Here is a 13,044-nt window from a genome sequence, read left to right on the forward strand (position 1 = left end):
TGATGGAAGTGCTTGCCTATCTGATCCCGATTTCCCTGCTTTTGGGCGGGGTTGGCTTGGTTGCGTTTATCTACACGGTCCGCTCGAACCAGTATGAGGATCCGGAAGGCGATGCGCGCCGTATCCTCAGCGACGAATGGGATGACAAGCCCAAGCCCTGACAGAGGCGTCAACAGCCCTTGAAATTGCCGCAATGCCCGGCTATGTCCGGCCCATCCGCTAGAAGAGAGATTGTAGCCTCATGGCAACCTTAAACCCGATCCAGTTCATTCAGCAGGTCCGCGCCGAAGTCGCAAAGGTCGTCTGGCCGACCCGTCGTGAGGTTCTGTTGACCACGGTCATGGTGTTCATCATGGCTGCGCTGACGGCTGTGTTCTTTGCGCTGGTTGATCTGGGCATTCGCGGCGGTCTGCAACTGGTACTCGGCGCGTTCAGCTAAGCCGGTTTGGGCAAGCCGAAACGCGACTGCCCCCTTGCACAGCTTGCGATGTCAGAGTAGGTGACATGACTATTCGGAATGGGCGTGCGGCGAATCGGGCTGCGCGCCGCTTTTTATTCCGGGTGACGCAATAGGATTTCAACGAAGGGCGCGATGCGTCGCAGCCCAAAGGCAAACAAGGACGACAGGTTCATGGCGAAACGGTGGTATTCGGTCAGCGTTCTTTCGAATTTCGAAAAGAAGATCGCAGAGCAGATCCGCACGTCGGTGGCTGAGCAGGGCCTTGAAGACGATATCGACGAGGTACTGGTGCCCACCGAAGAGGTGATCGAAGTGCGCCGGGGCAAGAAGGTCACCACCGAACGTCGCTTTATGCCGGGTTACGTGCTGGTACACATGGAAATGTCGGATCAGGGCTATCACCTGATCAACTCGATCAATCGCGTTACCGGCTTCCTGGGCCCCCAGGGCCGCCCGATGCCGATGCGCGATGCCGAGGTGAACCAGATCCTCAACCGCGTTCAGGAAGGTGAAGAAGCGCCCAAGCTGATGATCAGCTTCGAGGTCGGCGAGAAGGTCAAGGTCAACGACGGCCCGTTCGAGGATTTCGACGGCATGGTCGAAGGTGTGGACGACGAGAACCAGAAACTGAAAGTTTCGGTTTCGATCTTTGGCCGCGAAACACCGGTCGAGCTGGACTTTACGCAGGTCACCAAGCAGAGCTGATTGGTTTCCATCGAACCATCGTTTGGGGTGCCTTATGGGCACCCTTTTTACGTTTGGGGCGTGCTCATCTGCCAGACAGTTTGATCCTCACCAAAACCTTTAAGTGATACAGTTCCGACCGGTTCGCAGAGTTCCGGCAGAAACGCTGCGGCTGTATCCGAAAGGACATGGTCGCAATCCAAGTCTGTGGCCGCCGCTACAAGTCTAGCCGCCAAATTGACGTCGGGACCGATGGCCGTGAAATCCAGCCGATCCCCACCACCTACATTTCCATAGTGGAAGCGACCATGATGGATCGCAGTCCGTACGCCTAGCTTGTGCTGGAAATCGGCCTCGGCCAGCGACGCCACACCCTCGCGCACCGCTGCGATGGCGGCCTGAATCTGCACCTTTGGCGGAAGATCCGTGCTGGTTGGGAAGATGGCAAAAAAGCCGTCGCCCATGAACTTCAGAATCTCTCCGCCGTGGTCCATGACCGACGGGACAAGGCAATCAAACGTGTCATTCAGCAGCCGGACCAGCGTATCGCCGGAAACCGAATTCGAAAGGCGGGTAAATCCCTTGAGATCCGCAAACAGGATAACGGCCTCGATTTTGCTGCCATCACCGCGATGTACTTTACCGTCCAGAATGTGGGCGCCACTGTTGCGGCCGACATAGGTCGACAGCAGGTAGGTCGCGTCGAGCCGCAGCATATAGGTCTCGGTCAGGCGGGCGAGCGGACCGCGAACCCGGCTCAGGATCGCTAGATCACTCTCTGAAAACCCACCGGGCGTGGCACTTGACCAAGTGCAGACATGGGTATCGCCGTTGAGATAGATCAGCGGTTGCGCCAGATAATCGGTGAAGCCCTGCTCGCGCAATTCGCCGACAATGATGTAATCCTCGGGGCAGCTGGGGTCTTCCAGATGGCGGCGGATGGGTTGCTGACGCTCGATCACATGCGGCAGGGGGTTATCGGTGTAGATCGCCTCGTTGAACAATTGAGACGGCGCGTCGACCCGATCAACGCCAGCGTCCGCTTTCCACAGGAAACGTCGACCCATCAGATTGGGATGCAGCGTCCAGATGAACAAACCGAACCGGTCGATGGCGACACCGGCATCCAGCAGACGGGTACAGATACCTTCGATGATATCGACCGCATTTCCAGCTGGGCGGGCACCGTCAACCATCCACTCGATCAAAGCGTCGATCTTGTCCTGTTTTGGGATCGGTTCCGGTGGGGTCGGCATAGTGGCACCCTCAAGATAGAACGCCGCGATGCAAACAGACACCGCGGCGTTATTTGTATCAGCCTCGCAGTGGCTGAAACGACTGAGTGCGCGACTTACTGCGCTTGAACCATAGCCGCACGCAACAGTTGCGGGCGGTCGGTCTGGGACGGCAGGAAGACGGCTTGCGAACCGGCATCCAGTGCCGAAAGGCTCGCATCGTACCACTGCATCGCAAGATCGCGACGCTGTTGCACACCAAAGCCTTCGCGCAGGTGGTGGCCGATCAACTCTCCATAGGCAGGCTCACCCATCGCGACTAGCATCAATGCGGAACCGACTGCCGTGTCCATGTTGTCCTGACGGTAGCCCATCGACAGACAGACCTTGCTTGTCGCTGCAAGATCAGCGGGGCTGAGGCCCGAGTCCAGCGCAAGCTTGCGTACCTGGGTTTCAGCTTCTGCCTTCGAGCTGATCGAAAGCGCATCAACTTGCGGTGCCAACATTTCGCCGTACGAGTCGCATTGTGCGCTCACCTGATCCGGCGTCAGCCCCTGGATATCCGCCATCAGATCTTCGCCACGCGCCATTGCATAGCTGCGAGCAAGGCAGAACTGTTCGCTGAGGGCAAAATCGGCATCCGTCATATTTGACAGCGTCGTGTAGCCCCCGTTTGTCGAGGTCTGCAGCATCACCCCGCTACACCGATTGGCCAGCGATGGGCCGCCGGTCCCGCCGGAAAACAGGCTTGGCAGGCTGGCAGAGGCGGTTTCAGTTGTATTGGCCTCGGGCTCTGGTTCCTGAGCTTGAGGAACCACAACCGGAATCGTGGTTGCTGGGGCTTGTGCTGGTGCCTGAGGGGCAGCAGCCAAGGCAGAGCCGGTTTGTATCTGCCGACGGTATTCCATCAAAAGCGGTTGGCCTGCGAGTTGGGTTGTCGTCTGACCGCCGCTTGTCGCCCAGTAATAGGCCTGCATCAGGAAGTCGCGCTGATAGGGCTGGAAGTCATAGCCATTCACGGGGTAGCCCATCGAGACCTGATAGCGTTCGATCGCAGACCGCGTGCCACGACCGACCTGACCATCAACGCGACCGGCGTTGTAGCCGAAATAGTTGAGCGCGGTCTGGGTTTGCGCCCCTTGTGTGGTCGACGGAATTCCGGGGCGATAGGTGCGTGTTGTTGTTGACCTCGTCCGGGCCTGCTGTTTTCTCTGCTGATCCCGGCCGATAGCGTAGCCGATGACGCCACCAACCACAGCACCGCCCAGTATCTCGCCAGCATCGGCCCGCGCGGTCTGAGGAGAAGACGCCGCAAATGACAGCGCGATGCCAACTGTTATTAATAAACGAATGATCATAATTAACCTCCACCAAAAATACTAATTTCGTCGAGTATAGCACAGCTGCGAGTATTGAGGTGAGGGGGGTGGCGGAAACCCGACCATCCCGCAACCACCGCGCAGATTCTGCATTGATATTAATTTCTTAAGAGTTGTCAGTCGCACCTTGTTAGTAACGATCTGTACGCCGTGAGCGTATAAGATCCACTTGGCGGCTTGATTCGATGTGTGAGAGCAGGGCAGGCCACTTGCCAACCCCGCCGTTCCGCTGTAAGTGCCGCCCCTATCGTCTTCGGGCGAGATTCTCTCGTGGGAGGTTGCTGGGATCGCGATCCCGGATCGGACCACGCAACATAGTCTGGGTGAAACGCGTTTCACCTAAGTTGAAAGGAAAACCAAATGGCCAAGAAGCTTGCTGGTACAATGAAGCTGCAGGTTCCTGCAGGTCAGGCGAACCCGTCGCCGCCAGTTGGTCCGGCGCTGGGTCAGCGCGGCATCAACATCATGGAATTCTGCAAGGCGTTCAACGCCAAGACCGCAGACATGGAGCCCGGCGCTCCGTGCCCGACCGTGATCACCTACTATCAGGACAAGTCCTTCACCATGGACATCAAGACGCCGCCCGCGTCTTACTACCTGAAAAAAGCAGCTGGTCTGAAGCCGGTTGGCAAGCGTAACCGCCCTCGTGGTGCGGAAAACCCAGGTCGTGAGACCGTGGCAACCGTGACCTCGAAGCAGGTTCGTGAAATCGCCGAAGCCAAAATGAAAGATCTGAACGCCAACGACGTCGAAGGCGCAATGCAGATCATCCTGGGCTCGGCCCGCTCAATGGGCATCGAGGTGAAGTAAGATGGCAAAACTCGGTAAACGTACCCGCGCTGCGCGCGAAGCTGTCGCTGGCAAGGAAAACCTGTCGGTCGAAGAAGCCGTTTCCCTGGTCAAAGGCAATGCGACCTCGAAATTCGACGAGACCATCGAGATCGCTCTGAACCTTGGCGTTGACACTCGTCACGCAGACCAGATGGTTCGCGGCGTTGTTGGCCTGCCGAACGGTACCGGCAAAGCGATGCGCGTTGCTGTATTTGCTCGTGGCCCCAAGGCAGACGAAGCGAAAGAAGCGGGCGCAGATATCGTTGGCGCGGAAGACCTGATGGAAACCATTCAGGGCGGCACCATCGAATTTGATCGCTGCATTGCAACCCCGGACATGATGCCGATCGTCGGTCGTCTGGGTAAAGTGCTCGGCCCCCGCAACCTGATGCCGAACCCCAAAGTTGGCACCGTGACCATGGACGTGAAAGCGGCTGTGGAAGCAGCAAAAGGTGGTGAAGTTCAGTTCAAGGCGGAAAAAGGCGGCGTTGTGCACGCCGGCGTTGGCAAAGCGTCCTTCGACGAAGCCAAGCTGGTCGAAAACGTCCGTGCCTTCATCTCGGCTGTTGCGAAGGCCAAACCGTCGGGTGCCAAAGGCACCTATATGAAGAAAATCGCGCTGAGCTCGACCATGGGCCCGGGTGTGACTCTGGACGTGGCGGCTGCTGCGGGCGAATAAGCCTTAGCGTTTAGCTGTGAGAACTTGATCCCGGGTGGTGCGAACTGCCCGGGATTTTCTTTGCGTATTACATAAAAAACGTACTGTAGTTTTGTGATTGATATCGCAAGCTACATAAGTGGCGCGTGACAGCGTGGTTTCGAGCACACAAATTGAAATCTTGGGGTGTTGTTAATTTCCAACCCGGTGACAGCTGCGCTGACTCAAAAGCAGTGATGGGGCAAAATCCCAGATTCACCGCCTCAGTGCTGGTGGCTAAAGAAGCGATTGAACTGGAAGTTGAGGTCTGACACAGTTCCGCCAGTGTTGTGTAATAACTGTTCGAGAATGCTAATCAATGAACCAAGACTTTCGTCAGAAATCACTTCCAGAGGATCGGCAAACCTTTTGGGACCAGTTTTATGCCAAATCGGCAGGATCATGGGAGCTGACCTTGCCGTCGCAATTCGCAGCATTTGTGGCAAGTGAGATTGATCGGCAGTCACATGTCATTGATGTAGGGTGCGGAAATGCCCGCGACAGTTTTTTCTTTTCGCGCCACGGATTCAAAGTGACTGGGCTGGATGCGTCAGACGCAGCGATTTCATCGGCGCAAAAGCATGCGCAAAAACAGGGCGGTGATGATCTCGAGTTTGTTCGGACCAATCTCAAAGATGGATTGGTTGAGCAGGTGTTAACCGAACGGCGATCTGAAACCGTTTGCGTATACGCTCGGTTTTTTTTGCACGCGATCACAGATGATGAAGAAAATGCTCTGATTAGGGCGCTTCAGAATGGATGCAGACCGGGCGATGTCGTGGCGTTCGAGTATCGAACGTTGGCGGATCGAGCCACGACAAAAGTAGCGGCACCGCATTTCCGGCGTTACGTAAGTGCAACGGATCTGGATGCCAAAATGGAAGCCTCCGAATTCCGAAAATGCTATGGTGTAGAAGGCGGTGGTTTCGCAAAATATAAAACAGAAGATGCGATCGTCGCCCGCGCGATTTATGAAATGGCCCAATGACCGAAGCAGAAATAATCAAGGAGCTCGCCTCACTTCGCGAGCATGTTTTTACACATGCTGCGGCCCAAACGGCACTCCCGCGACCTCGCAAAACGCGCCTCGCGGTTGAGGCGCTTAAGGATCCCATAATGCGCTTGGAGAACCAAGCAATCTATGATGATTGGGAAGAGACTTTTATTCTTCTGTATTGCCACAGGAGACTAAAGCCTGCCCGGACGCACGGTAGGCTATCGCGTATGGAAACTCGCTATGCGAAACAGGGTAATGAAGCGCGCTTTGCCTCATTTTTTGATCGCGTGAAGCAGACCCTATACCCTGATTTCATTACATCGGCTGGCTATAATAGAACATTCGGGGAAAAGGCAGGCGATGACATCTTTGCAAAACTTGACGCCGAGCTTGAACCCGTAGTTCGTCTGGGAAAGCCGATCATTCTGTACGCCGGCACATTGTTGGGCCACGTTCGAGAGGGTGGATTGATCGATCACGACGACGATGTCGATTTCGCAGTATATCTGGGCGAGTCCACGCTTGAAGGCGTCGCTGAAAAATGGATTGAATATCAGCGAGAGTTGCTGGCCAATGATTGCCTGGATACCAAATTGTTGAAGCGAAATATACCAGTCTTCAAAGTCAAAAATAACTTGGGTATTGCTATTGATCTGTTTCCGGCGTGGACGGAAAACGGGCGCTTTAGCGTTTATCCTTACTCAATGAATGCCTTGCCGGAAAGTGCGATTTTTCCGCTTAAATCGCTTGATGGTGGGGAAATCATGCTCCCGAAGGATGCGCCAGCATTGCTGGCTCAAAGTTACGGTGACAATTGGCGGATACCGGACCCGCTTTTTCATTTCAATTGGGGGGCTGCGCGCCGCAAGTTTGCACCGATGCTTCAACACGATTTCACCGGCGGTTGATAGCGCCGAACGATGAGGTCCCCAAGGGGGAGCCGAGTTCGCGTGGCCGCGGCAATTTCAGGCGAACTCGGTGTCGTTTTGACGTCTGGAAATCAAGGTGCCTCAGGGCGTTTTCAGCTAGGCAGTATAGCCGCTGTGAAGGAGAGGTGCGTTCTTCCAATTTACCTCTTGGAAACCCGGCCTATCTGTCCTAAGTAGACCTGCGGAATAAAGCGTGCGATTCGTCGTGCGCTTTATTTTGTTTCGTCCAAGACGGTGGGTGGGTTCATCTGGCCCCTTAATTCCCTGCCTGAGACGGGTAAGACCAAAGAATTCTGAGGGTCACGATCCTCGGGCGCATTTTGGCCAATCCCGTAACAACGGACCTGAACGCCGGAGCGAAAGCTGCGGCAAATATGAGCCGGGGTGAGATATCGCCCCTAACTTGGAGAGAACTGTGGATAGAGCCCAGAAAGAGAAAGTGGTCGAGGAACTCGGCCAAATCTTCGAAAGCTCTGGCGTCGTAGTGGTTTCGCACTACGCCGGTCTGACAGTTGCCGAGATGCAGGACCTTCGCGCACGTGCTCGTGACGCGGGTGGTGCCGTGCGTGTTGCCAAGAACAGGCTCGCCAAAATCGCCCTTGAGGGTAAGCCGTGTGAAAGCATGGCCGACCTGCTGACAGGGATGACCGTTCTGACCTATTCCGAGGACCCCGTGGCAGCTGCCAAGGTGGCCGAGGACTTCGCCAAGGATAACAAGAATTTTGAGATCCTCGGCGGTGCAATGGGCGAGAACGCTCTGGACCGCAAAGGCGTCGAAACAGTTTCGAAAATGCCGTCTCGTGAAGAGCTTATTGCTTCGATCGTTGGCTGCATTGGCGCACCTGCTTCGAACATCGCCGGCGCGATTGGCGCACCTGCAAGCAACATCGCAAGCATCCTTTCCACCATCGAAGAGAAGGCGGAAGCTGCGTAAGCGGTTGGCACTGAATGATCTGCGTAGGGGAACCACCCTGACGTTGGAACACACACTGTAAAACGGAAAGAGCTAATACAATGGCTGATCTGAAAGCACTCGCAGAAAGCATCGTGGGTCTGACCCTGCTGGAAGCACAAGAACTGAAAACCATCCTCAAAGACGAATACGGCATCGAGCCCGCAGCTGGCGGCGCCGTAATGGTTGCAGCTGGTGGCGACGCCGGTGGCGCAGCTGAGGAAGAAAAAACCGAATTCGACGTCGTTCTGAAGAACGCCGGCGCTTCGAAAATCAACGTGATCAAAGAAGTTCGCGGCATCACCGGTCTGGGCCTGAAAGAAGCCAAAGAGCTGGTCGAAGCTGGCGGCAAGATCAAAGAAGGCGTGTCGAAAGACGAAGCCGAGGAAGTCAAAGGCAAGCTGGAAGCAGCTGGCGCCGAAGTCGAGCTGGCCTAAGCCAACCGACAGGTGCATCGCTGATGCGCCGCAAAATTTGGCTGGGTCCGGAGAAATCCGGGTCCAGCCGAACCTGTCTTAGAAAGGGCCTCATTGTCTGGGGCGTTTTCTAAGACACGGTTTTCGGATCGGGAGGCCACCTTCGGGACGGTGGTCACGAATTGATCCGGACGTGTCGTCTCGATTGTGCAAGATGCCGGGGCCCGACGGTGTCTTTGCCCGCTGAGAACATCGAAAGGTGACATCTGACATGGCTCAAACGTTCCTTGGCCAGAAACGTCTTCGTAAATATTACGGCAAAATCCGCGAAGTGCTGGAGATGCCGAACCTCATTGAGGTGCAGAAATCTTCTTATGATCTTTTCCTGCGCTCCGGCGATGCAGAACAGCCCACAGACGGCGAAGGCATCAAAGGTGTGTTCCAGTCGGTTTTCCCGATCAAGGATTTCAACGAAACCTCCGTTCTGGAGTTCGTGAAATACGATCTGGAAAAACCCAAATACGACGTCGAAGAGTGCATGCAGCGCGACATGACCTACAGCGCGCCGCTGAAGGTCACACTGCGCCTGATCGTGTTTGATGTCGATGAGGACACCGGCGCCAAATCGGTCAAGGACATCAAAGAACAGGACGTGTTCATGGGCGACATGCCCCTGATGACACCGAACGGCACGTTCATCGTGAACGGCACCGAGCGCGTGATCGTCAGCCAGATGCACCGCTCGCCCGGTGTGTTCTTTGATCACGACAAGGGCAAGACCCATTCCTCGGGCAAGCTGCTGTTTGCCTGCCGCATCATCCCGTATCGCGGCAGCTGGCTGGACTTTGAGTTCGACGCCAAGGACATCGTGTTCGCCCGTATCGACCGTCGTCGCAAACTGCCTGTGACAACCCTGCTTTATGCGCTGGGTCTGGATCAGGAAGCGATCATGGACGCGTATTACAACACCGTGTCCTACAAGCTGGACAAGAAGAAAGGCTGGGTTACGCCCTTCTTCCCCGAGCGTGTGCGCGGCACCCGTCCGACATATGATCTGATCGACGCGAAATCGGGCGAAGTGATTGCCGAAGCGGGCAAGAAAGTCACCCCGCGCGCGGTCAAGAAGCTGATCGACGAAGGTGCTGTTACCGACCTGCTGGTGCCCTTCGACAACATCGTCGGCAAGTATGTCGCCAAGGACATCATCAACGAAGAAAACGGCGCGATCTATGTCGAAGCCGGTGATGAGCTGACCCTGGAATATGACAAAGACGGCGACCTGATCGGCGGCACCGTCAAGGACCTGATGGATGCGGGCATCACCGACATCCCGGTTCTGGACATCGACAACGTCAACGTTGGCCCCTACATGCGCAACACCATGGCTCAGGATAAGAACCTGAACCGTGAAAGCGCGCTGATGGACATCTACCGCGTCATGCGTCCGGGCGAGCCTCCCACCGTCGAGGCTGCGTCGGCTCTGTTCGACACCCTGTTCTTCGACAGCGAGCGCTATGACCTGTCCGCCGTTGGTCGTGTGAAGATGAACATGCGTCTGGCTCTGGACGCGCCGGACACCCTGCGCACGCTGCGCCGCGAAGACATCGTGGCCTGCATCAAGGCGCTGGTTGAGCTGCGTGATGGCAAAGGCGACGTGGACGATATTGACCACCTCGGCAACCGTCGTGTGCGTTCGGTCGGCGAACTGATGGAAAATCAGTACCGCGTTGGCCTGCTGCGCATGGAGCGCGCGATCAAAGAGCGTATGTCGTCGGTTGAAATCGACACCGTCATGCCGCAGGACTTGATCAACGCGAAACCGGCTGCGGCTGCTGTTCGTGAATTCTTCGGCTCGTCGCAGCTGTCGCAGTTCATGGACCAGACCAACCCGCTGTCCGAAGTCACCCACAAACGCCGTCTCTCGGCGCTTGGCCCGGGTGGTCTGACGCGTGAGCGTGCGGGCTTTGAGGTGCGCGACGTACACCCGACCCACTATGGCCGGATGTGCCCGATTGAAACGCCAGAAGGTCCGAACATCGGTCTGATCAACTCGCTGGCCACCTTTGCCCGCGTGAACAAGTATGGCTTCATCGAAACACCCTACCGCGTCGTCAAAGACGCCGAGGTGACCGATGAGGTACACTACATGTCCGCGACCGAGGAAATGCGTCACACCGTGGCGCAGGCGAACGCGACCTTGGATGCCGATGGCAAGTTCATCAACGACCTGGTTTCGACCCGTCAGGCCGGTGACTACACCCTCGCCCCGCGCGAGAATGTGGACCTGATCGACGTGTCGCCGAAACAGCTGGTCTCGGTTGCTGCATCGCTGATCCCGTTCCTTGAAAATGACGACGCTAACCGCGCTCTGATGGGCTCGAACATGCAACGTCAGGCGGTTCCGCTGCTGCGGGCCGAGGCGCCGCTGGTCGGTACCGGCATCGAGGAAAAGGTTGCGATCGACTCGGGTGCTGCGATTCAAGCGAAACGCGCCGGTATCATCGACCAGGTTGATGCCCAGCGTATCGTTATCCGCGCCACCGAGGATCTGGAACTGGGCGACGCTGGCGTTGACATCTATCGTCTGCGCAAATTCCAGCGGTCGAACCAGAACACCTGCATCAACCAGCGTCCGCTGATCAAGGTGGGTGACACCGTCCAGAAGGGCGAGGTCATTGCCGACGGTCCGTCGACCGATATGGGCGAACTGGCGCTTGGTAAGAACGTGGTCGTCGCGTTCATGCCGTGGAACGGTTACAACTACGAAGACTCGATCCTGATCTCAGAACGTATCGCGCGTGATGACGTCTTTACCTCGGTCCATATCGAGGAGTTTGAAGTCGCCGCCCGTGACACCAAGCTGGGTCCGGAAGAAATCACCCGCGACATCCCCAACGTTGGTGAAGAAGCGCTGCGCAACCTCGATGAGGCTGGCATCGTTTACATCGGTGCGGATGTTGAGCCGGGCGATATTCTGGTCGGCAAGATCACTCCGAAGGGCGAAAGCCCGATGACCCCGGAAGAAAAGCTGCTGCGCGCCATCTTTGGTGAGAAAGCATCTGACGTGCGCGACACCTCGCTGCGCGTGAAGCCGGGCGATTACGGTACGGTTGTTGAGGTCCGCGTCTTCAACCGTCACGGCGTCGAGAAAGACGAGCGTGCGCTGCAGATCGAGCGTGAGGAAGTCGAACGTCTGGCCCGTGACCGGGACGACGAGCTGGCGATCCTCGACCGCAACATCTATGCGCGTCTGCAGGGCCTGATCCTGGGTAAAACCGCTGTCAAAGGCCCGAAAGGCGTCAAGGCAGGGTCGGTGATCACCGAGGATCTGCTGGAAACCCTGACCCGCGGTCAGTGGTGGCAGTTGGCGCTGGAAGGCGAGCAGGATGCACAGATCGTTGAAGCTCTGAACGAGCAATACGAAGTGCAAAAGCGTGCTCTGGACGCCCGTTTCGAGGACAAGGTCGAGAAAGTCCGTCGTGGCGACGACCTGCCGCCGGGTGTGATGAAGATGGTCAAAGTTTTCATCGCCGTGAAGCGTAAGCTGCAGCCGGGCGACAAGATGGCCGGTCGTCACGGGAACAAAGGTGTTATCTCCAAGGTTGTTCCGATGGAAGACATGCCGTTCCTGGCCGATGGTACTCCGGTTGACTTCTGTCTGAACCCGCTGGGTGTGCCTTCGCGTATGAACGTCGGTCAGATCCTTGAAACCCACATGGGTTGGGCCGCACGCGGTCTGGGTCTGAACATCGATGAGGCTCTGGGTGAGTACCGCCGTTCCGGCGATCTGACCCCGGTGCGCGAAGCGATGAAGCTGGCTTATGGCGAGGATGTCTACGAAGAAGGCATCACCGGTCTGGACGAGGATGGCCTGATCGAGGCTGCGGGCAACGTGACCCGTGGTGTTCCGATCGCTACTCCGGTCTTCGACGGTGCCAAAGAAGCAGACGTCAACGACGCGCTGGTGCGTGCGGGCTTCTCGGAAAGCGGTCAGTCGGTTCTGTTCGACGGTCGCACCGGTGAGCAATTCGCGCGCCCGGTCACCGTGGGCATCAAGTACCTGCTGAAACTGCATCACCTGGTGGATGATAAAATCCACGCGCGTTCGACCGGGCCGTACAGCCTGGTCACCCAGCAGCCGCTGGGTGGTAAGGCGCAGTTCGGTGGTCAGCGCTTTGGTGAGATGGAGGTCTGGGCTCTGGAAGCTTACGGCGCCGCCTACACCCTGCAGGAGATGCTCACCGTTAAATCGGATGACGTCGCCGGCCGGACCAAGGTCTATGAGTCGATCGTCAAGGGCGAGGATAACTTTGAAGCGGGCGTACCGGAATCGTTCAACGTTCTGGTTAAAGAAGTCCGTGGCCTCGGCCTGAATATGGAACTCCTGGATGCGGAGGTTGAGGAATAAGAATTTTGAAAAAATTCTTGGGCGGAAACTTTTTAAGTTTCCGCTCACCTCTCCCC

Annotated in this window: 12 protein-coding genes; 10 read left to right on the top strand and 2 right to left on the bottom strand. The window is 56.8% G+C overall.

The features are described 5' to 3' along the window. Positions 1-2: 2 nt before the first annotated feature. The 3 genes from ccoS to nusG all read left to right on the top strand — a co-directional run bounded on the left by ccoS (position 3) and on the right by nusG (position 1,165). Positions 3-161, top strand: coding sequence for a cbb3-type cytochrome oxidase assembly protein CcoS (gene ccoS / locus ACR0CZ_RS03690; protein ID WP_074737762.1), 159 nt, complete (start codon positions 3-5; stop codon positions 159-161). Positions 162-241: 80 nt separating this feature from the next. Then, positions 242-439 (top strand): preprotein translocase subunit SecE, encoded by a 198-nt coding sequence (secE, locus tag ACR0CZ_RS03695; RefSeq protein WP_170398600.1) that lies wholly within the window; start codon positions 242-244, stop codon positions 437-439. A gap of 192 nt (positions 440-631) precedes the next feature. After that, a complete protein-coding gene (nusG, locus tag ACR0CZ_RS03700) occupies positions 632-1,165 on the top strand; it encodes a transcription termination/antitermination protein NusG (RefSeq protein WP_152459924.1) in 534 nt (177 codons plus the stop codon). A 47-nt stretch (positions 1,166-1,212) separates the two neighbouring features. Here the strand turns inward: nusG and ACR0CZ_RS03705 are convergent, their stop codons facing one another. Continuing rightward, positions 1,213-2,400, bottom strand: coding sequence for an adenylate/guanylate cyclase domain-containing protein (locus tag ACR0CZ_RS03705; protein WP_170398596.1), 1,188 nt, complete (start codon positions 2,398-2,400; stop codon positions 1,213-1,215). Positions 2,401-2,495: 95 nt separating this feature from the next. Further along, positions 2,496-3,737: a peptidoglycan-binding domain-containing protein gene (locus ACR0CZ_RS03710; protein ID WP_170398593.1), complete on the bottom strand. Its 1,242-nt coding sequence runs from the start codon at positions 3,735-3,737 to the stop codon at positions 2,496-2,498. Positions 3,738-4,118: 381 nt separating this feature from the next. Here ACR0CZ_RS03710 and rplK point away from each other — a divergent pair, with 381 nt between their 5' ends. The 7 genes from rplK (at position 4,119) to rpoB (ending at position 12,988) form a co-directional block, all read left to right on the top strand. Then, a complete protein-coding gene (gene rplK, locus ACR0CZ_RS03715; protein ID WP_010440985.1) occupies positions 4,119-4,568 on the top strand; it encodes a 50S ribosomal protein L11 in 450 nt (149 codons plus the stop codon). A 1-nt stretch (position 4,569) separates the two neighbouring features. Further along, entirely contained in the window at positions 4,570-5,268 is a 699-nt protein-coding gene (rplA, locus tag ACR0CZ_RS03720) for a 50S ribosomal protein L1 (protein WP_010440987.1), read from the top strand. 337 nt (positions 5,269-5,605) lie between these two features. Then, the gene (locus ACR0CZ_RS03725) at positions 5,606-6,274 is read left to right on the top strand and encodes a class I SAM-dependent methyltransferase (RefSeq protein WP_170398577.1); all 669 of its coding nucleotides are present in this window, start codon (positions 5,606-5,608) and stop codon (positions 6,272-6,274) included. Next, positions 6,271-7,191 carry a LicD family protein gene (locus ACR0CZ_RS03730; protein WP_170398574.1) on the top strand — a complete coding sequence of 307 codons (921 nt, stop codon included), beginning with the start codon at positions 6,271-6,273 and terminating at the stop codon, positions 7,189-7,191. The genes ACR0CZ_RS03725 and ACR0CZ_RS03730 overlap by 4 nt, the downstream gene beginning before the upstream one ends. Positions 7,192-7,627: 436 nt before the next feature. Beyond that, the gene (rplJ, locus tag ACR0CZ_RS03735) at positions 7,628-8,146 is read left to right on the top strand and encodes a 50S ribosomal protein L10 (protein ID WP_010441181.1); all 519 of its coding nucleotides are present in this window, start codon (positions 7,628-7,630) and stop codon (positions 8,144-8,146) included. Positions 8,147-8,226: 80 nt separating this feature from the next. After that, the gene (gene rplL, locus ACR0CZ_RS03740) at positions 8,227-8,601 is read left to right on the top strand and encodes a 50S ribosomal protein L7/L12 (RefSeq protein ID WP_010441182.1); all 375 of its coding nucleotides are present in this window, start codon (positions 8,227-8,229) and stop codon (positions 8,599-8,601) included. Between the two features lie 250 nt (positions 8,602-8,851). Continuing rightward, the gene (rpoB, locus tag ACR0CZ_RS03745) at positions 8,852-12,988 is read left to right on the top strand and encodes a DNA-directed RNA polymerase subunit beta (RefSeq protein WP_170398571.1); all 4,137 of its coding nucleotides are present in this window, start codon (positions 8,852-8,854) and stop codon (positions 12,986-12,988) included. The last annotated feature ends 56 nt before the right edge of the window (positions 12,989-13,044 follow it).

The sequence above is a fragment of the Ruegeria sp. H9 genome (assembly GCF_056532915.1).